This window comes from Parundibacterium terreum (assembly GCF_014636315.1).
GTDB classification, from domain to species: domain Bacteria; phylum Pseudomonadota; class Gammaproteobacteria; order Burkholderiales; family Burkholderiaceae_D; genus Undibacterium; species Undibacterium terreum.
This window is the reverse complement of sequence record NZ_BMED01000002.1, coordinates 556,948-578,087: the sequence shown is the minus strand read 5'-3', so window position 1 is coordinate 578,087 and position 21,140 is coordinate 556,948. Positions and strand designations below refer to the sequence as shown.

The 21,140-nt window shown below is 52.2% G+C and carries 15 protein-coding genes; 7 read left to right on the top strand and 8 right to left on the bottom strand.

Features of this window, described 5'->3' with window-relative positions:
• Nucleotides 1-12 precede the first annotated feature (12 nt).
• A complete protein-coding gene (locus IEW12_RS11665) occupies nt 13-1,917 on the top strand; it encodes an AI-2E family transporter (RefSeq protein WP_188566213.1) in 1,905 nt (634 codons plus the stop codon).
• A 72-nt stretch (nt 1,918-1,989) separates the two neighbouring features.
• Entirely contained in the window at nt 1,990-2,991 is a 1,002-nt protein-coding gene (locus IEW12_RS11660) for a RelA/SpoT domain-containing protein (protein WP_188566212.1), read from the top strand.
• A gap of 135 nt (nt 2,992-3,126) precedes the next feature.
• Here IEW12_RS11660 and IEW12_RS11655 read toward each other — a convergent pair whose 3' ends face one another.
• The 5 genes from IEW12_RS11655 to IEW12_RS11635 form a co-directional block, all read right to left on the bottom strand.
• A complete protein-coding gene (locus IEW12_RS11655) occupies nt 3,127-3,624 on the bottom strand; it encodes a hypothetical protein (RefSeq protein ID WP_188566211.1) in 498 nt (165 codons plus the stop codon).
• 33 nt (nt 3,625-3,657) lie between these two features.
• Nucleotides 3,658-5,022 (bottom strand): TolC family outer membrane protein, encoded by a 1,365-nt coding sequence (locus IEW12_RS11650; RefSeq protein WP_188566210.1) that lies wholly within the window; start codon nt 5,020-5,022, stop codon nt 3,658-3,660.
• Between the two features lie 28 nt (nt 5,023-5,050).
• Nucleotides 5,051-8,104: an efflux RND transporter permease subunit gene (locus IEW12_RS11645; RefSeq protein WP_188566209.1), complete on the bottom strand. Its 3,054-nt coding sequence runs from the start codon at nt 8,102-8,104 to the stop codon at nt 5,051-5,053.
• Complete coding sequence (locus tag IEW12_RS11640) at nt 8,101-9,213, bottom strand: efflux RND transporter periplasmic adaptor subunit (protein WP_229751058.1); 1,113 nt, start codon at nt 9,211-9,213, stop codon at nt 8,101-8,103. The genes IEW12_RS11645 and IEW12_RS11640 overlap by 4 nt, the downstream gene beginning before the upstream one ends.
• Nucleotides 9,214-9,546: 333 nt before the next feature.
• A complete protein-coding gene (locus IEW12_RS11635; RefSeq protein WP_188566207.1) occupies nt 9,547-10,227 on the bottom strand; it encodes a TetR/AcrR family transcriptional regulator in 681 nt (226 codons plus the stop codon).
• Nucleotides 10,228-10,556: 329 nt separating this feature from the next.
• Between IEW12_RS11635 and IEW12_RS11630 the strand changes: the two genes are divergently transcribed.
• Nucleotides 10,557-11,321, top strand: coding sequence for a TetR/AcrR family transcriptional regulator (locus IEW12_RS11630; protein ID WP_188566206.1), 765 nt, complete (start codon nt 10,557-10,559; stop codon nt 11,319-11,321).
• A 325-nt stretch (nt 11,322-11,646) separates the two neighbouring features.
• On the opposite strand, the gene IEW12_RS11625 is transcribed toward IEW12_RS11630, so the two are convergent.
• The 3 genes from IEW12_RS11625 to IEW12_RS11615 form a co-directional block, all read right to left on the bottom strand.
• Nucleotides 11,647-13,338 carry a methyl-accepting chemotaxis protein gene (locus IEW12_RS11625; RefSeq protein ID WP_188566205.1) on the bottom strand — a complete coding sequence of 564 codons (1,692 nt, stop codon included), beginning with the start codon at nt 13,336-13,338 and terminating at the stop codon, nt 11,647-11,649.
• 131 nt (nt 13,339-13,469) lie between these two features.
• A complete protein-coding gene (locus IEW12_RS11620; RefSeq protein WP_188566204.1) occupies nt 13,470-15,188 on the bottom strand; it encodes a putative bifunctional diguanylate cyclase/phosphodiesterase in 1,719 nt (572 codons plus the stop codon).
• Nucleotides 15,189-15,305: 117 nt separating this feature from the next.
• Nucleotides 15,306-15,683: a hypothetical protein gene (locus tag IEW12_RS11615; protein WP_188566203.1), complete on the bottom strand. Its 378-nt coding sequence runs from the start codon at nt 15,681-15,683 to the stop codon at nt 15,306-15,308.
• A 317-nt stretch (nt 15,684-16,000) separates the two neighbouring features.
• On the opposite strand from IEW12_RS11615, the gene IEW12_RS11610 reads away from it, so the two are divergent.
• From IEW12_RS11610 to IEW12_RS11595, 4 genes are read left to right on the top strand one after another with little or no spacing between them, the layout of a single operon-like run.
• Entirely contained in the window at nt 16,001-17,143 is a 1,143-nt protein-coding gene (locus tag IEW12_RS11610) for a VOC family protein (RefSeq protein ID WP_229751057.1), read from the top strand.
• 39 nt (nt 17,144-17,182) lie between these two features.
• The gene (locus IEW12_RS11605) at nt 17,183-18,139 is read left to right on the top strand and encodes a fumarylacetoacetate hydrolase family protein (protein WP_188566202.1); all 957 of its coding nucleotides are present in this window, start codon (nt 17,183-17,185) and stop codon (nt 18,137-18,139) included.
• Nucleotides 18,136-19,167 carry an alcohol dehydrogenase catalytic domain-containing protein gene (locus tag IEW12_RS11600; RefSeq protein ID WP_188566201.1) on the top strand — a complete coding sequence of 344 codons (1,032 nt, stop codon included), beginning with the start codon at nt 18,136-18,138 and terminating at the stop codon, nt 19,165-19,167. The genes IEW12_RS11605 and IEW12_RS11600 overlap by 4 nt, the downstream gene beginning before the upstream one ends.
• 37 nt (nt 19,168-19,204) lie before the next feature.
• Nucleotides 19,205-21,136: an acyl-CoA synthetase gene (locus IEW12_RS11595; RefSeq protein WP_188566200.1), complete on the top strand. Its 1,932-nt coding sequence runs from the start codon at nt 19,205-19,207 to the stop codon at nt 21,134-21,136.
• Nucleotides 21,137-21,140 lie beyond the last annotated feature (4 nt).

Below are 21,140 nucleotides of genomic sequence, written 5' to 3'. Positions count from 1 at the left end.
ATGGAGCAGCAAATGCCCAGCAAAATAAGATCTCAAGAAAGCGCTAATCAACTAAGCAAGATTCTCAGCGCGGCGCTTGTATTGGCGCTCCTTTACTTTGGGAGGGAGGTACTCATCCCGATAGTGCTGGCTATTCTTCTTAGTCTCCTGGTGGCGCCAATGGTTCGCCGATTGAAACAATTTGGTATGGGGCAAACAGGTTCTGTTGCAACCTGCGTTCTTGTACTCACATTGGGACTGCTCGCGACCGGTTCGCTCATCACCTCGCAACTGATTCGAATGGGGTCAAGTCTACCGCAATACGAAAACACGATACATCATAAGCTGGAGATACTCGACCAAATTACGCTGGGTAAGCTTAGTGCGATTACCGAGCATTCACATCGTGTTATAAAACAACTCTCAAGTAATCCAAAGATAGATCACTTTCCCACTACAACAGAGGCTCTGCCAACGTCTTCCGAATTAACGGCGCCAGTTCCGGTGGAATTGCGTGAGCCGGCGCCATCGCCCGTACAAATTCTCACGCGAATCGCAACTTCTGTATGGGGACCTATCGAGAGCGCCGGAATCGTGTTTATTGTGTTGATATTTGTATTGCTGGAACACGAAGCATTGCGTGACCGATTTATTAGGTTGATCGGCAAGAGTAACTTGCGGGCTACTACGGTTGCAGTCAACGACGCTGGAAATCGGCTATCCCGTTTTTTTGTTTCTCAATTCGCTGTCAATCTCTTGGTCGGTACGCTAATTTGTATCGGACTTGCTATCATTGGCGTTCCGCAGGCGCTGTTATGGGGAGTACTCACGGCGTCGCTACGCTTTGTTCCATACGTAGGAGCTTGGATCGCGGCCGCTTGCGCAACTCTGTTGGCAGCTGCTATATCGCCAGACTGGACATTGGCGATCTTAAGCTTAACGTGGTTTGGCTTCGTCGAATTGATCATTTCACAGTTTGTTGAGCCGCGATTATATGGGCATGCCACTGGACTATCGCCACTCTCGGTTGTTATTTCTGCCATCTTCTGGAGCTGGATATGGGGGCCTGTCGGTCTTATCCTGTCAACACCTCTGACGCTTTGTTTGCTTGTGGCTGGACGCTATGTTGATGCACTCAAATTTCTGGAAATTCTACTCGGAGAAATACCAGCACTGACAGTCCCTGAGAATTTCTATCAGCGGGCTCTGGCTGGCGACGCACACGAGATCACCGCCAGTGCAAAGCGCTTTCTCAAGCGCAAGTCGTTCAGTAGTTATTGCGATGTGGTGTTGACGCCCGCTTTGTATTTAGCACAAACAGACTTCATGGAAAAATCCATCACCAGAGAAGAGGAATTAAAAGTCACCAATGCAGTTACATCTCTACTTATATCCTTAGAGGAAAACAGAAAATGGTGGAAAGGAAATTCGAGTGTCACATTGCTGGAGGGCGTTAACGCGGCACGACATTTGCGGGTGAAAAGAGAGCGAGATTTCGGTCAATGGCAAGGGCCATTGAACGTGCCTGCAGGCTCTATTATTTTAACAATTGGCCTGGGGTCAGTGACAAACGAGTTCGCGGCGGAAATTCTGGTAAGGGTCCTTCGTGCACAGAACCTGGATGGGCGACACCTCTCCCTGGAAGATTTAGAAGCTCCACCGCCGCCCGAGAGCACACCGGAACTCGTTTCCGTGGTTTGCCTTGTTTCCATGGATGCTCAAAAGGAGCACGATCTCCTGCAGATTTCAGTTGAAAAAATCCGTCAACGGGTGCCACACGCAAAAGTGCTCACACTATGCCTGAAAAATCCTTTCGAAGAATTGAAACCGATTGACCAAACAATTCCTGGAGCTCATTTAACTTTGCGCTCTTACGAAGAGACAGTGCAAGCCTGTATTGCTAATCTGGGTACCCATGGTGCTGCAGGTGCTGTTTAATGCGGTGCTTTCTGCATGATTGCGCCGGCATCTCAATCTAATGAATATCCCCAAGCAACAGGAAATAACTGTATGACGATGAGCATGACCCTAAAAGAGTTCTTGGAAAAGAACCGGATATCGAACGAGACATGGGAGGCAAGCACATGCAAATGGGATGAACTTGCTGCGATTGGTACCGACCATGAATCACACAGAGATCAGTTGTTACAATCGGCAGAACTGTTTGCGAAGGCCATTCAAAATTTCGACAGTGTCCACTCAGTCAGGTGGCGAGTAAAAAATACCGACCACCTGCTGGAGAAAATCGTACGCAAGCGGTGCGAAGGATCGGAAAAGTATCTTGCCCTGACGTTGGATAACTACCATCAAGTTATCACTGATCTTGTCGGACTTCGTGCGCTACACCTATTCAAGGACGACTGTTTTGCGATAGACGGAATGCTTAGAACGAAATGGCCTTTAACCGAAACGCCCATCGCCTACACCAGGCTGGGAGATACCGAGGGACTTGAAAAGCATTTCGCGGAAAAAGGATTCAATGTAAAGCGCCATCCCGCTGGATATCGTTCGATTCACTATGTATGCGAAAGTCAGGCATTCCACCGCAAAGTGTTAACTGAAGTTCAAGTCCGGACGATATTTGAAGAGGGATGGAGCGAGATTGACCATCGCATCCGGTATCCCAACTTCTCCGAGAATGCCCTTGTCGGTTACTTCCTGGCTATCTTCAACCGCATGGCCGGCAGCGCAGATGAAATGGGCGGCTTTGTGCGCGGACTGACGACGCACCTGGACGGACTTGACAATCAATTGATTCAGGCTACCCGCGAAAAAGAACAGACACTCGTGGCGATGGAAAAATTGCTGAGTGAGCTAGGTGATGCGAAGATCGCTGGTTCGCAATCGCAGGAGACCGTGGTGGCACTGAGGGCAGAAATTGATAAAATGCGGCAACCTACTTCTGTTGGGCTTTTTTTGTCTGAGTCTGCAGGGGGAGGATCGGCTTCAGAAGGCGGTCCGGGCAACCAATTGCTGCGTTGGATGACTGAGCTAACGTCAAATTTTGTGTAGGATGATCTTCAAGGTTCATTATCCAGGCAGTGACACTGCGTGGCTCCGATGGATTCTCCTACACCGGTAAAGAGGTCGACCTGTTTCATTCGACCCCTTGTCAAATTCAAAGAGCGCTCGCCGCATGCCTGTGTACTAACGACGAATTATTAAGTTGACCATGAGAATCGCCTCGGCGCCAACAAAACTCTCATACGCTCTGATCGCTTTTGTGGATCTAGATTCCACGTATGGTACAGACTGAAAATTACGATCGAACTCTACCACCCTGGCCGTAACCCCAGGAGTTGAACACTCAATATCTCTGATACACTTTAATTTTGGGGCGTTAAAATCGACTCCAAATCTATTGGCAAATGCCTTTTTGTCCGGCCAAAAATTTTTCCAGTTCATATGGACCTGCTTGATAGTTTGTTGATAGGTGACTAGTTTGGTAAGCTGCCTGGCACTGGCTATGTTGAGCCTGGATTGGGCCATCGCACTGAGGATGCCTGCAACCATAATATTGGAGATCCTTTTTGATCTTGCGGGAACGTTGGCCAGCATCCTCTTGCCGTCGGGGATCTGGTCAAATGTAACACCCACCGGCAGATGAGGTCGCAGGCAAAGCTGCGTGTCATCTGCGGTGTCCAATGTCTATAGCTACACGTACTCTTTGCCGTCGCTTTACGAGCTTAGCCAGGCACTAAGTGCGCGCAGGCTGTCCTCGCTCAACTCGCCGGCTGCACCTGCCAGGCGGAGTCGACCTAGAAGGTAGTCGACACGCGCCTGAACAAGATCAAGTTCCGCTGTAAATAACCTCTGTTGCGCATCCAGAACATCCAGCTGCGTACGCGTGCCGACGTCGCGGCCAAGTACGGTTGCCTCAAGCGCGCTGCGTGCCGACACCAGGGCCTGCTCCAAAGCAGCGATACGGGAGACTCCGGTGGTCATGGCAAGGAATCCATCTTGCACTTTAATTCGTACATCTCGACGTGCGGCATCCAGATCGTGCTCTGCTTTAAAGCGTTTGGCGATAGACTCACGCTGGCGCGAATCCAGGCTGCCGCCGGAATACAAGGGTATATTTAATTGCAATCCCACGGTTGCTGTTCGGTCTCCGCTAGGTGCGACCAACGGGGACAGGCTGCCGCTTTGTCCTTTGGCGCCGTAACTGGCTACCAAATCCACTGTTGGACGTCCAGCAAGACGGTATTTGTCAATTTCGGCCTTGGCAATATCCAGCTCGGAACGGCGGCTCTTAACGAGCATGCTTTGATCTTCCGCCCGGGTCTGCCAGGTGAGCAGATCCTCTGGTTCCGGACGGCGTGGAGCGGACGAAGACAGCTTCGCAAGTTGGTCTGGCGGTGCACCGATCAGCTCGCGGAACTGTGTTTGTCGTAGCTCCAACACAGATTGCACCGATACTGCACGCGCATCGACACCATCCAGTCGGGCTTGCGCTTCTTGCACATCGGTGATCTTACCCTGTCCGATGTCGAATCGCGCCTTCGCGCGATCTCGCTGATGGCGCAGCGCAGCCTGTTCAGCTTGCACTACACGGAGCGTCTCGTCCGCCACTACTACGCCGAAATAGGCCTCGGCCACATGCAGAACGAGGTCCTGGCGCGAGGCGTCGAACTGGAATTGCGCCAAAGCTGATTGCTCTCGCATTTGCTGCCGGTTCGCCTTAGCCCCCAAGTCATACAGTGGTTGTACGAACTGCACCGTTGCCTGCCGTGCCGTACCGGTACTCTGTGAGGGGACGAGCGTAGAAACAGCCGGCGGAACGTCAGATGTCAGCCGATCGTGGATTCGGCTTACGTCCGCCTGAAGGTTGATACGCGGACGTAACAACGCATCGCCCTGCACGGCCTTTTCACGGCCAGCAGTAAGCGCTTCATTGTCGGCCAGACTTGACGGATCGAACTGTAAGGCCTGTTGATAGGCCGTAACTAAGTCGATGGCACTCGCATGGGTGAGGTTCAGGCTAAGCAAAATGCATAAACCAGTCTTGGTCACATAGAGAGGAATATTAGGTAACTTTTTCATCGGAATATCTCTTGTCTTGGATAGGTGATCAGGCCACGTCTGGGCGCTGGGCCCGATAACAGGCCGCATACAGAGCCGGCAGAAAGATCAGCGTGAGCAAAGTCGCTACCGCCAGACCGCCCATGATGGCCCATGCCATCGGGCCCCAGAATACCGACTCTGTCAGCGGTATCATCGCCAGGATCGCGGCAAGCGCAGTTAGCCCGATGGGGCGTAGACGGCGCACGGCTGATTCCACAATCGCTGTCCACAACGGCATGCCGTTCGCGACTTCCTGGTCTATCTGTACCACCAGAATTACAGAGTTTCGGATGATCATGCCGGCCAATGCAATCACACCCAGCATGGCCACGAAGCCGAACGGGATTTGGAACGCCGCCAAGATCGCGCTGACACCGATCAGACCCAGGGGAGCTGTCAACAGCACCAGGCCCATCTTTTTCATATCCTGCAGCTGGATCATCAGCAGTATCAAAACACCGATGATAGTCGCCGGCATCACCGCGAATACCGAATGCTGGGCCTTCTCGCTTGATTCAGCCGCACCGCCGACATCAATGCCGTAACCCATCGGTAGTTCCTTTGCCAGCGCGTCCATCTTCGGCTGCAACGCCGCCGTAACGTCGGGTGCTTGGGCGCCTGAGATGTCGGCCCGTACCGTCAGAGTAGGGATTCGGTTGCGCCGCCATATTTCGCTATCCTCTGTGTCCAGGGTGAGTCTGGCCACTTGTGAGACTGGCACAAACTTGCCGTCACGCAGATATATCTTCGCGTCTTTGAGATTATTGAGATCTGTGCGCTCTGCGTCGATGAGGCGGGCAACCACGTCAATGTTTTGGTCTTCCTCGCGGTATTGCGTGATCGGAGTTCCAGACAGCGAAGCCTCAAGTGCGGTCTTGATCTGATAAGAACTGATGCCTAGAGCACGCGCCTTATCCTGGTCCACGTCAACTCGCATGCGTTTCACACCTTCGCCCCAGTCCTTGTTGACGTTCCTAACAAACGAGTTGGCGCGCATAATTGTGGCAACTCGCTCGCCGATCGCACGCACCTTGGCATTATCGTTGCCGTACACTCGAAATTGAACTGGGTAGCCAACCGGTGGTCCGTTTTCCAGACGATTGACGCGGCCCCGCACATTTGGAAGACGATTTTCAAATATGTTCTGTATCTTCGCCACGACACGCTCGCGCGCCTCGCCACCTTTGGTCATTACCATCATCTCGCCCAGATTGATGTTCGGCGTCTGTGCATCCAGCGGAAGATAAAAACGAGGAGCTCCATTGCCTACGAAACTGGTCACCGCAGCAATGTCTGCGTCACCTTTGAGGAGTGTCTCGAGTTCTTGAACCTCACGTTGGCTGGCCTCGAAGGTTGTCGCCTTCGGCATCCAGAGGTCCACCATTAGCTCAGCGCGGTCCGAGGCAGGGAAAAACTGTTGTGGAACGGCCTTGAACAGTACCAAAGATGCAGCAAAGATCACCAGTGTAAAACCGATTACCCAATTGCGACGTACCAGGCAGAAGTCCACAAACTTTCGAAATTTTGAGTAGAAACCACGCTGGTATACTGCGTCTTCGTCGTGTGAGGCGTGGGCGTGTTCCTTCAGCAGCTTGAAACCGATATAGGGGGTGAAAAGCACAGCAACTATCCATGACAGCAGAAGCGAGATACCCACTACTTGGAACAGGGAGTATACATATTCGCCGGTACCCGACTTTGCAAATCCGACTGGGAGAAATCCGACTGCCGTGATCAGCGTCCCGGTCAACATAGGGAAGGCTGTGGCAGTGTAGGCGTATGTCGCGGCACGAAATTTGTCCCACCCTTGTTCAAGCTTCAGGGCCATCATTTCTACGGCAATGATGGCGTCATCGACAAGTAGTCCGAGGGCGATGATCAGCGCACCCAGAGAGATACGTTGCAGGTCGATGCCAAGCAGAAACATGACCAAGAAAGTCATGGCCAGCACCAGTGGAATACAAAGCGCTACTACCAAGCCAGTACGCAGACCCAATGAAAAGAAGCTTACCGCAAGCACAATCAGTACCGCCTCCGTCAAACTCTTCTTGAATTCGTGGACCGAATGCTCTACAACGCGTGGCTGGTCGCTGACTGCATGTATTTGTACGCCTACAGGAAGGTTAGCCTTGATTCGATGGACGGTCTCATCCAGCTTGCTTCCAAGACGAATGACGTCGCCCCCCTTGCGCATGCTCACCGCGAGTCCAATTGCTTCGTTACCATTAAAGCGCATCCGCGAAACGGCCGGTTCGACAAATCCGCGCCGTACGTCGGCGATATCCCCCAGACGGAAAGTACGTTGGCCGGCGCGAATACCGATCGCTCGTATTCCCTCGACGGTATCGAATTCGCCGCTGACAGTCAGCCGCACTTGCTCAGCCGAGGTCTGTACAGTTCCGGCAGCAGCTACCGCATTGGCCTGAGCCAGCGTCGACGCAATCAGTGCAGGGTCGAGGCCAAGTGAAGCCAGCTTGGCGGTGGACATCTCTACATAGATTTTCTCCTCCTGCTTACCAATCAGATCGACCTTATTGACGTCGCCCACTCGTAAAAATTCACTACGTGCGTCATCTGCGATTTTACGCAGGTCGGCATAGCTGAATCCATCGCCGGTGATCGCATATAGATTGCCAAAGGTATCGCCGAACTCGTCATTGAAGAGCGGTCCTTGCACTCCTTGCGGCAAAGTGGGTTTTATATCACCGATCTTTTTGCGCACTTGGTACCATACGTCCGGCACGGCACGGGGCGACACCTCTTCACGTAGATTAACTTTAATCTGAGTCTCACCAGGCTTGACGTAGGTAGACATGTAGTCGATCTCGGCTACCCCTTGCAGAGCGCGTTCCAGCTTGTCGGTCACTTGATCGGCCATTTGCTGCGCGGAGCTGCCGGGCCAATAGGCCTGTACGACCATAGTCTTTATCGTAAAGTCAGGATCTTCCTTCTGGCCAAGGCTGCCATACGCCAGCGCCCCCGCCACTGATAGCAGAAGCAGCAGGAAGGCAATCATCTGTTGATGCTTCAGCGCCCATTCTGAGAGATTGACGCGGCTCATTTTGCGCTCCCTGAAGCAGGGGAAGGTGTCGAATCAGCCAGTTTGACTTGCTGATTCGCATGCAGCTGATGCACGCCGGCAGTTACAACAGTCTCACCAGCTGCCAGCCCGGCGACTACCAGAACACTGTCGTTCTGAGCAGCGCCTAATTGGACACTGCGACGTACAACACGTTTGGTCTTCGGATCGACAATCCATACCTGGCGCTCACCGTCGTGATCGGCAATCGCTGTTAGCGGCAAGCGGATCGCGCCGCTACCTTCCACGTCGGGAGCGAATACCGATGCGGTCATACCCAGCCGCAGTAGAACAGGATCGGGCTGCTCGATCGTAATGCGGGCCGAATAAGTGCGCGTCACGCTATCCGTTGCTGGAGCCAGTTCACGTAGAGTGCCGTTCCAAAGCTTGCCAGGATGCGCCCAGACTGAGATCTGCAAGGATTTTGCTTTGCGTAGTTCGTCCACACGTGACTCGGGAATGCTTATCGTTACTTCTCGTTCTCCGTCAGCATCTACGATAGCGACCGGCTGGCCTGCAGCGACCACCGAGCCAGCTTCGGCGTTGATAGCGCTCACGACACCGTCACGATCGGCGACCAAGGTTGTAAAGCCGCGCAAATTCGCGTTCATTTGTTGACGTGCGAGTGCTGAGCGTAGCTGGGCCTCGGCTTGATCAAGCGCCAAATGCTGATGATCAAGCTCTGCCTGTGAAGCGAAATTTTTCGCTAGTAATTGTTCGGCGCGCTGTACGTCAACTCGTGACTGGGCAACGCGGCTGCGCGCCGCGTCGGTGTCGGCGCTCGCGGCATTCACCATCAACATTTCCTGCGAGGGATCAAGCTGTAGCAGCGGCTGGCCACGTTTTACGTGACTTCCAACTTCGACCAGGCGCGCAACAATCTTGCCTCCGGTACGAAAGCCAAGCTGACTTTCGTATCGAGCACGTATTTCGCCTGAATAATTTGCGCCGACCGAACCTAGGGTTCGACCTGCGATAAGAGTCCGTACTGGACGCACGTCTTCATGCTCCGGTGCTGGAGATGGGGTGCATCCGGCAAGGATATGCGCCGCGATAATAGTGAGAATTGCCGATTGATTGTACTTAACCACTTTCCGTCCTCCTGTCGGGTCCAACTGTCGGCCGATGCCGACAACATCCTCATGACGCATGCGGTATGCCACTGGTCATACAATCCAGTCATTCCCGGCCCGCTGCCATGTTAGGTATCGGTAATATACACCATAACGACAATAATGTCAGGTTGACGATGCGTTTAATTTGAAAAATTTATTGTTGCAACTTAAGCTAATCTCAGCAACCTCGTCGGGCGATAAATAAATGCTAATAAGCGCTTTAGTGACTTGTTATGTTGGAGAGCAGATACGACGGTACGTCGTCAGGAGGAAGGGGGATCCTAGTGCAGAAAGCAATGTATGTAGAGGCTAAATCTGTATATTCTGTGCTTGAAATAAGATTGACGTCGCAGGCAGTACAAGATTCGGCAGAGGCGTAGCAATAATTCTGGTCGCATCTGATTCAGTCGCACCCAACCCCAGCAACATGGCCTTCACGATCGCATCAGGATAATCAGGCTCCAACATCTCCCTAGCCATAGAATAGGCGGCGTTGAAAACAACTCCTGCCACAAGATCGACAGCTGCCCGTTTTCGGACACGCATGAATCGGTCGGACACCACACCAAGCGCGACATCACGCGCCAGAAAGCGTATCCCGAGCAAGCTACTGTTAGCCGTCGGAACTGGTAAGCGGGACACAAATGAGCCGAATTGGGGAAACTCAATCACCGCACGGAGTAGTAGACGCGCTCCGCAGGCGATCCGTTCAGTTGGCTCCGTAGTGCACTGTACGACGGGATCGATGGCGCGAAGCAATTCATTGTTGACCTCACATGCAACGGCAACCAACAGTTCCTCATTCGTCTTAAAATAGTTGTAGAAGGAACCGCGCGCCATACCTGCATGCGCTATAACATCCTCTATGAGCGCATGCGGCCCTTTCTGCGAAAAGACAATCAACGCGCTATGTAAAAGCTTCGCGCGAGTCTTTTCCCGACGCTCCGCCGCCACGCGGCTGCGATGATTTGGTGTTCCTTCAGCTTTCATATTCCACTCTGGCGGTCATAACGAGCGACTGGCAATGCATCGCTGCATAGTACTCATCGTCTATTGCAAATACAGTGCCGCAACTAAAGATGACATGATATTCAAATTGACGAATATGTCAATTAGAGAAAGCAGAAACTCGTAAATCAACTGAGGAAACAGTGAAAAACCGTGAGCATATCAAGACAATGAACTTGTTATGAACGGGTATACATTCCTATAAATATGAGATTCATTACCCGCCTTTGTAGTGCCAAAGGCAAATATGTCTGACGTGTCGCAGCATAGAGATTGCATTACTAACTGCCAATATCATCATTATGACGTTGATGTCAATTGATGTTTTAACGTATAATGAAGGCATCACAATTCATCCATTCGAGCGAATGAAAATCGAGCCGCAAGAAAATCATAGGACGCGAGTAGGTGCGCAACGGCGAGAAAAAGCCCGTGCTCGTCTGTTGGAAAGTGCTCTACTTGTTTTTGCAAATAAAGGTCCCGAAGCGGCCGTCATTGACGAAGTGATTTCACTAGCCGGCATGTCTCGCGGCTCGTTTTACAACTACTTCCGCACGAATGAAGAGTTGCTGGAAGCAGTCGCCGAAGAAATTAGTAATGAGTTGTTGAATTTGATTGATCCAGTCGTCCTGCTACACGACGATCCAGTTGTGCGAATTACTTGCGGCTGTCGCCTATTGCTACATGCGGTGCGAGAATATTCGTTGCTCGGCGCGTTTTTGTCACGCCTGCACTGGCCGACACTAGGCAAATCACTTCATGGCATTGCTTTTCTCGCAAGGGATATAGAAATGGGCATCGCGCAAGAGAAGTTTTCTTGCACTCGAAGAATTGCCTTTGATCTTGTTGTCGGTGCCATGTTTGGTGCAGTCAATTCATTGGCAGAAGAGCGATCTAAGCCTGATTATCCCGAAGCGATGGTATTAGTTGTTCTACGAGGCCTGGGCGTGGAAAAGAGACTGGCTTCACGTCTCGTTGCAACCCCGCTGCCCCCTATTGCACTCGACGACCAGTCTATTTTACGCAGAACGTTGGAGCGCACTCGAATGCGCGTTGGTCTAGCCGAAAAATCCTGAATTAGGCCTGCGGATGGTGACGGGTCTTCGTGATTCAAATGTCTTAACGCTCATCGCTGGCAAGTAACGACCATCCGTCCGGCGGAGATGGCGGCTGCTTGGCCAGGCTGTTGGTTTGGCATAGTTCTAGGCGAGCATATTCCATTGCGGGATTTCTTTCGTTCCAGCACTTGCTCCACTATTGCAGCGCTCCTCAAAAAATGCCAGCAGATCTGCGTAGAAACAGGAACCGCAGCGATGCTGGCTGAAATTTCCTCGAAGTATGTTAAGACGAAACCACCGGTGTCAGAGCGTGACATGCTAGGTCGTGTTTCGTCCTGCTTCTTTATCCGAAGCGCTGATTTTCGGATAATGATATCCGGGTTGATTTTTGGGTAGTTTGTAGCACGCGTAGCTGGGCCCTGTGCGTACGGGAAGCCATCTGCGCGGAACGACCGGTCGGAGCCTGAAGTCGGCTGAGCTTGAACAGGCTGATTGCCTGCTCCAGCCGACCAGTCTGTTCATGCAGGCTACCCACAGCGCCTGCCGCTTGCTCGACCATCGCCGCGTTCTGTTGTGTGTCCGTATCCATATCCGTTACAGCCCGGTTGACGAGCTCGATTCCCACGCTTTGCTCCCGGCTACCTAGGGCTATTTCGCTCATTAGCATGGCTGTCTTTTGCACAGAGTCGACGACTTCTTGCATCGTGCCTGCGGCCTCGGTCACCAGGACGTCCCCCTGTTGCAGATGCTCCACCGTGTTGCCGATCAGAGCCTTGATTTCCTTGGCCGCAGCCGCCGAGCGCTGAGCAAGGTTGCGCACTTCGCCGGCGACCACGGCAAAACCGCGGCCTTGCTCGCCCGCACGAGCTGCTTCCACAGCAGCATTCAACGCGAGTAGATTGGTCTGAAAGGCGATGCCATCAATTAGACCGATGATGTCCTCGATCTTGCGGCCAGCAGAAGTAATATCGGCCATCGTCGTACCAACACGCTCTACCATCGCGCCACCCTTAAAAGCGACGGCCGAGGTCTCGGCAATCAAGCGACTCGCTATTTCGGCGTGGGCTGCGTTTTGCTTCACAGTAGCAGCCAGCTCCTCCATGCTCGATGCAGTCTCTTCCAGATTAGCTGCCTGTCCTTCCGTGCGCGTGGCCAAATCGCGGCTGCCTAAAGCGATTTCTTCCGTGGCCAGACTGATTGTGTCGACATTACTTCGCACATCGCCAATGATTGCGACCAAGTTCATATGCATCTGCTGCATGGCGCGCAGCAACTGACCGACGTCGTCCCGTCGGTCGGTCACGATACGTACTGTCAGGTCTCCCCCAGCGATGGCACGTGCAGCATGGATAGCAGCCTGCAGAGGTTTGGCGAAGGCCGCCTGTAGAATACACCACAGCAGAACCAGCGCCAGCGCACCTAAGAGGCCGGCCAATGCAAAGGCGCGACCAGTCCAACCGCTGAGCAAGACCCACCCAACTACGCCCATTCCTCCCACAAGGAGGCCAATCGCGCTCAAGGCAGCCCGGACATGATTTCGGGCGGACATGCCGCGCCATCTATCAACCAACCCGCTTATTCCACCTCGCACGACTTGCCCCTGGCGGATACTCAACCTGCTTGGGTTGCCGTCACGAAAATTTCGGTACGTCTTCTCTATTTCTTCAATCTGGGCACGCGCAGGCTTGCTGCGCACTGAGATGTAGCCAGTTGTCTGACCGTTTTCCACTACAGGCGTTACGTTTGCATCAACCCAATAGTAATCTCCGTTTTTTCGTCGGTTCTTCACGAGACCGGCCCATGGCAAGCCTTGGCGTAGACAGGTCCAGAGATCAGCGAAGGCTTCGGGCGGCATATCTGGGTGGCGCACTAAGTTGTGCGATGCTCCAATCAGTTCTGCCTCCTCAAAGCCGCTGACTTCGACGAAATACGGGTTCACGTAAGTAATAACTCCTTTGAGATCCGTCTTGGAGACGATGGGTCTACCGTCTTCGAGAGGATATTCATTGATCGTCACTGGCAGATTCTTTCTCATCTCTTTACCTATTCAATATTAGTGGTGGGCACTATGGCCACAGGCTTGCATACAATTGCTGGAAATATTTTTAACGTATGAAAATCCGGACGTGAACTCGGCGTTGCTGTTACAGCAACACCAAGACACAGTTAGGCTACTGGCGCGTACACTGACGGCGTGAGTCTGTCCGGTAGTGGGGCTTGGAGCATCGCCCCACCAAGTTGCCAGGCTCGATACCACGCCTCGAACTCTGCAGGTGGCATAGGTTTGCCGATCCCGTAGCCTTGGGCGACATCGCAACCGAGCTGTTTCAGGATATCGAACACGGCTTGGCTTTCCACTCCTTCTGCCACTATGCGAACGCCCTTCTTGTGAGCAACCGATACGACAGCGTCGACGATGTCAATACTGCTTTCCTCGCTGAACATGCGACGAATGAAGCTCTGATCAATCTTCAGAATCGAAACCGGCAGTCGGTCCAAGTAGGTGAGCGACGAATAGCCGGTGCCAAAATCGTCAATCGCTATCTGTACCCCAAGCTTATTCAGTTGGTGTAATTCGGCCGCAACCAGATCAATATCACCGACCATGGACCCTTCAGTCACCTCCAACTCAAGCAGCTCGCTGCTGCCACCACAGCGCGCGAGAAGCCCTTGGACGATGTTGCAAAAGCCAGGTTGCATCAGATTTTGAGGCGATACGTTGACGGCAATCGGAACCATCATTCCAGCATTGCGCCAAGCCACGGCTTGGTGCAGAGCACGCTCGATGGCAAATTCAGTCAGAGCGTGGATCAGGGTGCTCTGCTCCGCGCGAGGGATAAACGTAGCTGGCTGCAGCAACCCCCTCTGAGGATGCTTCCAACGGATCAAGGCTTCTACCCCTACCACGGCGCCAGTGGACAGGGAAACTTTTGGTTGATAGTGCAGATAAACTTCTTCACGTTCCATGCCGCCGATCAACTCACCCAAGATGGTCAAGTTATCGCGTGCCCGAGCACGCATGCCGCTACGGTAGAGAGAAATGTCATGCCTGCTCTGGGAGGCCTGGAGGGAGGCCGCTAGAGCTTTGCGCAAATAGCTCTCTGGTTCTTCAAGGAAGCCATGAATGGCCACATAGCCAATACGGGTGTCAGCGTGGATTGGTTGATCCTGGTGCATCAGCGGCTGGCGAAAAGCAGTGTTGAGTCGCGCCAACAGAGTAGACATCGCATTTTCTCCCGCTGCGGAGAGAAAACCTAATTGCTCGGTCCCAATGCGGAAAACAGCGGCACCGGCCGGCAGGCAACCGGTGGCACAAATGGCCAGCTTTCGCATACTGTCATCCAGAACACAAAAACCAAAGGCTGAACTCATCTCGTCAGAGTTATAGACCGTGACTACACCCAAGACATGGCTGGTTTCACTCTGTCGGCTACCCGCTAGTTTCTCAAGTGCCATTAACAGCGCATGGGCATTGGGGAGTCCGGTGTTCGGGGCGAGGCGGGCTATCAACCGCAACCGCATCCAATGCAGATGCACGGCACTATTAGCCAGAGCACCCAGACCTCCGATCAAGACGAAAGTGATAACTTGATACAGCCAGTTCTCTAGCCCTCGGTCTGCAGTATTTAAACCAAGCAATGCTAATAAAGGGTCGATTGCAATGCCGCAGGCAAGTGCGATCAGCAGCCCTCCTGGAATACCATAAACAAAAGCGGCGATTAAAACGGGAATGAACAGGACGTGCATGATGGCATAACCAACGATGCCATCGGTACTGGACATCCATGTAATCGCGAAGCATGCACACAATATGACCGCTACCAGGCAGTGTCGGATCGCGCGACGATAGGGAAGTGAATCCCTAGAGAATTGGAGCGTGGTCATTGGTTATTCCTAAAGCTACAGTCGGCATCGTTCGATATCATGATTTAAATTCTGTCGCATCGACGCGAATAGATAAATTTTTCTGAGTCACTTTTCAAATGACTGTTTGTCGCCGTGTTACCGCCGAAGTCCTACTCTTGAGCAAATTGCAATCAGTTCCACAAGATCAGCTTCGAGTTTGTTTTGTTTGAAATATTCTCTTGCGCTGGCACCGCTATTCGGAAGGCGGCTAGTTTTAACAATGGGAAGAGCAAGTACTTGGACATTCTGGAATTTAGAACTAGTGCCTTTTGCACCCAGTATCTGATGCGCAGTATTTTTCGATGCATTATTGCGAGCCGCGTTAAACAGCGCGACGGTGTATCCATTACTGACCCGGTTTTCAGGTTCCACTGTGCCTAAGGGCAGAGAAACATTTCGAATAGCGTTCGCCGTTTTGTGCTTTTCTGAACCATCCCCTGATGCAGAGCTGAGCACTTTCTTTTGCATATCCATTTTGTTTCCCTTCTTTAGTTGCATAGCAACTTCCCGGTGTAGTTGGCGCTTGAGCCAGCATGCGTCAAATATAGTTCAATTTTCTAACAACGTCAAGATGACATATGTGTCATTGTGATAGTCGGAAAATATGAAGGCTTTGCTGCGAGGGATAAATCGTATTTCAGCCTCTTTATTAATGGCTTTATAACTACCCATAGGTATCAAGTCGGGACGATTTTTTTTAAGGAAATTTATTTGACATTTACGTCAGTTTGACGATAATGTCACTTAAAACAAAATGCCAAGTCAGTAGGCCATAAAATTTAGGAGTCATCGTGCCGTCCCTCAAAAAAACCTTCAAGACGCATATTTCGTATGCGGAGAGCGCTCTACCTGCGCCTATCCAAAAGCTGGATCGAGTTTGTCCTCTCGTTCAAGCAAAATCACTTGCTTTCCTGATGTTCGAAAAACCAGATCTTGGAGCTGTGGAAAATTTTTTAATAGATTTCGGAATGCACACTGTTGTGCTGACCGAAGACCAGCTAGTCATGCGCGGTAGCAGCAGCGAGCCTTGTATCTATGTGGCTCGCCGTGGTCCACGTTCTCGTTATATAGGAGCAGCGTTTAACGTCTCCAACGAGAACGACCTTTTGGTGCTCCAATCCCAAGCTGGCGCTCGCAGACTGCCGACGGAAATTATTCCTGGCGGAGGGGTAGGAGTCGAATTGATTGACCCTGCAGGCAATCTCCTATGGTTGGTCACGGGAAGAAAGCAAGTAAACCCAATTCCTGTGCGAACACCTTTGCATCCGCTCACCAATGGGCCAGGGACGATCGGTCGTGTTAACAAGACCGTCCGGGCACCGCTCGAACCTGCTGCGGTCGTCAAGCTTGGACATGTCGTTCTTCAGACTGTCGATTTTCAAGGTATGGCTCGTTGGTACATGCGCCACCTTGGCGTCATTCCCTCCGATGTTCAATTTCTCGCGGACGGCTCACCTAATTTATGCTTTTTCCGGCTCAATCTTGGTAGCACCCCAGCAGATCATCATTCCCTCGTCTTGGTTGGGGGACTGGAAGAAAAGTATGAACATAGTGCCTATGAAGTTGTCGACCTTGATGCGCTCGGTCAAGGGCACAACATTCTTCGCGCAAATGGTCATCGTCACATGTGGGGAATAGGTCGTCACATCCAAGGCAGCCAACTATTTGACTATTGGTTCGATCCAAATGGTATGGAATTCGAACATTACACGGACGGTGACGTCTTTACTGCTGATTATGAACCCCAATACTCACCGCTGGACCTCTCCGGTATTTGGGCCTGGGGAGATGACGTTCCAAAGTCGATGGGGCCACAACACAATCTAAGCACTTTGATCAAAATATTAAAACTGCTTTGCAATCGACGATTGTCTATGGAGCGCCTGAAGTTGCTCGGCAGCGCGCTGTCCGCGCCGCCACGTCCCTGGCTTTGAACCCCAACATAAAAATTCCTTCAAAAAATAGAGGCAAACATGGCAATCAAAGTGGTTCGTTACGAACATGATAAAAAGATCGGGTGGGGTGTGGTTCATGGGCGCGTCATAGCTCCATTGTCAAGCGCCTATTCAAGTACAGCAGATTTCGTAAAAAATGGGATGGAAGAAGTAAGGCGAGCTCCCATCGACGGCACTTCTCTCCTGCTCGACGATGTGAGACTACTATCGCCTATTACCGAAGACCGCCAGCTCATCTGCCAGGGAATCAACTATGAAAGCCATGTTCGCGAGTCTGGAATGGATCCAGGAAAGATCGGCTTCAATACAATTTTCACAAAAGCGTCCTCGTGTATTACATCCTCCCATGCAGATGTGATACGTCCGGAGCATGTTCGCCTGCTCGACTATGAGATAGAGCTTGGCTTGGTTTTACGTCGGCCGATAACCAGCCCTCAAGAAATTCGGCAAGATGCGCTGCATGACTGGCTCGCAGGCGTAACCATCATAAACGATGTGTCAGCGCGCGATATACAGTTGCCGCAAGCGCAGTTCTACAAGGGAAAAAGCTATCGCACGTTCGGACCGACAGGCCCTTTTTTTGTACTTCTGGATGCCATGGAATGGAGTCGATGGTCCGAGCTACGCATGCGCTTATCTGTCAATGACCAACCTCGCCAAGATGCGTATTGCGGCGACATGATCTTCAAGCCACACGAAACATTGACAGAACTTTCCATGTTGCAAAATCTCTACCCAGGCGATGTGATTGCCACGGGGACGCCAGCCGGCTGCGCAGCACGAGCACCTGGAAAACTGACGATGTGGATACTCAAACATCTGATGTCGGACCAAACGAAATGGCGAATGTTTATCAAAAAGGGAATATCCAATCCGGCCTATTTACAGCCTGGTGACACAATGAGAGCGTCAATACGCACCGACGACGGCACCATAGATCTGGGTGAACAGTGCAACCGGATCGTCACCCCATGAGTACAGATTGCACAGCGGTTGTTTTGCCCCGATTCGGTGACGCTAGCTTGCTTCAACTAAAGCGCATGCCGCGACGCACACCACAACGCGGGGAGATAGAAGTTATGGTTGAGGCGACATCGGTCAATCCGATCGATGTTCGCCGCCGTTCCGGCTACGGCAGAAAGCTATTCTCCTTAATGGGGGCAGCTCGCTTCCCGTTAGTTCTTGGCAACGACTTTGTCGGTATTGTGACAGCTACCGGACCTGGTGTTTCGCATTTTCGCGAAGGCGATGCGGTGTTTGGCGCGATACCGCCTTCAAGTACTGGAACACACGCAAGCCATGTAGTGATGCACACTAAGCATGCGATGCAACAGCCCAAAGATATGCGTACCATTCCTGCAAACGCGCTGGCGGCATTACCCTATAACTTCACTACTGTATTGCGCGCGCTCGCCGACGCGGGACTGCGTGAAGAAAATGCGTGCGGACGCGATGTATTGATACATGGAGCGTCGGGCAGATTAGGCTTGCTGGCTGTGCGGACGCTCGCGAACTGGGGGGCATATGTCACGGCCGTATCCAATCCCGCCAGTACCGCGATCTGTCGGGGTGCCGGCGCAATATCTGTTATTGATCTAAACGAGCAGCCGCTACGCGAAATAACCGACAAGTTTGCGGCTACCCTCAATTTCGCAAATTGGGACGACGAGTCAGCACTACTGAAATTGCTTGCAAACGATGCGCTTGGCCACGCAACTACTGTTCATCCTTTGCTAGCAAATCTCGACCAGCATGGCTTACTACGCGGTGCCATCAATATAATGCGCGAGAAAAAGTCCATGCGCGCACGCGCGCCAAAAGGTGCTCGCTATGCATGGACGGTGTTCGCGCCCGACCAACGAGCCCTGGCATATCTGTCTGAGCGGTCTGCAATATACACGGCGGCTATGACATACAGTTGTTTTCCGCTTGCAAACGCCGCTTTTGCACACAGACACGTGGAACAACGCCGTCCTGGATGCGTCGTGTTATTACCGACCTGATCCCGAAGATCTACATACCATACCCTACGAGACCAATATGTCTGAAATATTACATTCTCGCGCGCATATCCGTTCCGCTGTGCGCAGCTTGGCTGATGTACTGGAAATTGAACAAGCGCCGTGGCATCAAAACATGCCCGCGCACAACACCTATGACTTGCTTTGCCAAGCATGTGAATCCCATGCTGACCGCATGGCACTTCGTTTCGTGATGAAAGGTGAGCCGGCTGCTCCCGAATCTTCTATCACCTACCGTGAACTAAGGTGGCGGGTTACGCAAGCCGCAAACGCCTTCCATCGTGCAGGCATATTAAAGGGAAAAGCAGTCTCGCTGTTGATGCCCAACCTGCCCCAGACTCATTATGCCTTGCTCGGTGCCCAGGCGGCAGGAATTGCTAGTCCCATTAATCCTATGCTTGAAGCTGAACATATCGCTGGCATTATTAATGAAACCGGCGCTGAGGCATTAGTCGCACTTGCACCATTGCCAGGGACTGATATTTGGGACAAGGCGATGGACGTTGTCGACAGGTGTCCAGGGATTCGTGTTGTATTCGCCGCGAGCTCTCGACAGTATCTCGACCAACCTGAAGAGGCGCTGATCGAAGACATGTTCGCAAAGAGCAGGAAACCTAAGCGGAACGACGTGGCAATTTTGGACTTCGATACCGCACTCGATGCCGAAGAATCAGACCGACTAGTGTCAGCGCGAGAGTTCGACGAATTTGATGTGTGTTCATATTTTCATACGGGCGGTACAACAGGGTTCCCGAAGATCGCCGCGCACACACATTTAAATGAAACCTTCATTGCCTGGACGCTGGGCGCCATACTACCCGCCGACAATGTGTTGCTGTGCGGATTGCCACTATTTCATGTAAATGGTGCGATGGTTACCGGGCTGGCCGCTTTTCATAGCGGAGCCGAAGTGGTGATGTTGACACCTTCAGGGTATCGAGGTCAGGGTGTCTTGCATAACTTCTGGAAATTGGTTGAGCGTTTTAAGGCTACCAGTTTCAGTGCTGTTCCGACCATCTATGCCGCACTTGCTGATCTTCCAATTGGCGACGCCGATATTTCGACGCTACGGTATGCAGTGTGCGGTGCAGCTCCGCTTCCCAGCGAAGTGGCACGCCGCTTTGAATCAGCATCGGGCATACAGCTATTCGAAGGCTATGGACTCACGGAAGGGGCCTGCGTTTCCTCCTGCAATCCGCCACTCGGTGAACGCCGTTTTGGAACTGTCGGCATACGCTTGCCACATCAGCAGATCAAGGTTTGGAAGATAGATAGCAATGGTAATGCCACTGAGGAATGCAATGGTGGCGAAGTCGGTGTGATAGGCATCTGTGGCCCTAACGTCTTTCCTGGATACCTGCGTCACTTGGATAATCAAGGCATCTGGCTCCGTCCAGGGTGGCTCAATACCGGAGACCTTGGTTACTTCGACGAAGATGGCTATCTTCACCTAACGGGCCGGGCAAAGGAACTTATCATCCGCGGCGGACACAATATCGACCCGGCAATGATAGAAGACGTCTTACTCAAAGTTCCATTTGTGACAGCTGTCGCCGCAGTAGGACAACCTGACGTGCATGCGGGCGAGCTACCAGTAGCCTACGTCACCATAAAGCCAGGATACATTGCCAATACTGACGATCTACTTGTGGTTGCGCGCGAACTTATTCCAGAACGTGCGGCTATTCCGGTGCGCATTGAAATACTAGAAAAAATGCCTCTGACGGCCATTGGTAAGGTAGCGAAAGCAGAGCTCCGGTTGCGCGCAGCAGAACACGTATTTCAACAACTGCTCGCAGCACACGACATTCCAGCCAAGATTCAAGTGCGAACAGACTTAAGGCGCGGAACGACAGCTTTCATTGAATGTGTCGTCGAGAACTCACCCCAGGTGCACGAATTGCTTGGGAACTTTGCCATCCCTGTGGAGTTATCCCCTCTCGGTCAGTGATCTG

Excerpts from the sequence above, each read along its gene's own strand:
- IEW12_RS11635 (WP_188566207.1), bottom strand. The coding sequence starts at position 10,227 with ATGAAAGCTGAAGGAACACCAAATCATCGCAGCCGCGTGGCGGCGGAG.
- IEW12_RS11625 (WP_188566205.1), bottom strand. The coding sequence starts at position 13,338 with ATGAGAAAGAATCTGCCAGTGACGATCAATGAATATCCTCTCGAAGAC.
- IEW12_RS11645 (WP_188566209.1), bottom strand. The coding sequence starts at position 8,104 with ATGAGCCGCGTCAATCTCTCAGAATGGGCGCTGAAGCATCAACAGATG.
- IEW12_RS11660 (WP_188566212.1), top strand. The coding sequence starts at position 1,990 with ATGACGATGAGCATGACCCTAAAAGAGTTCTTGGAAAAGAACCGGATA.
- IEW12_RS11605 (WP_188566202.1), top strand. The coding sequence starts at position 17,183 with ATGGCAATCAAAGTGGTTCGTTACGAACATGATAAAAAGATCGGGTGG.
- IEW12_RS11620 (WP_188566204.1), bottom strand. The coding sequence starts at position 15,188 with ATGACCACGCTCCAATTCTCTAGGGATTCACTTCCCTATCGTCGCGCG.
- IEW12_RS11615 (WP_188566203.1), bottom strand. The coding sequence starts at position 15,683 with ATGGATATGCAAAAGAAAGTGCTCAGCTCTGCATCAGGGGATGGTTCA.
- IEW12_RS11595 (WP_188566200.1), top strand. The coding sequence starts at position 19,205 with ATGTCTGAAATATTACATTCTCGCGCGCATATCCGTTCCGCTGTGCGC.
- IEW12_RS11630 (WP_188566206.1), top strand. The coding sequence starts at position 10,557 with ATGTCAATTGATGTTTTAACGTATAATGAAGGCATCACAATTCATCCA.
- IEW12_RS11665 (WP_188566213.1), top strand. The coding sequence starts at position 13 with ATGCCCAGCAAAATAAGATCTCAAGAAAGCGCTAATCAACTAAGCAAG.
- IEW12_RS11650 (WP_188566210.1), bottom strand. The coding sequence starts at position 5,022 with ATGAAAAAGTTACCTAATATTCCTCTCTATGTGACCAAGACTGGTTTA.
- IEW12_RS11600 (WP_188566201.1), top strand. The coding sequence starts at position 18,136 with ATGAGTACAGATTGCACAGCGGTTGTTTTGCCCCGATTCGGTGACGCT.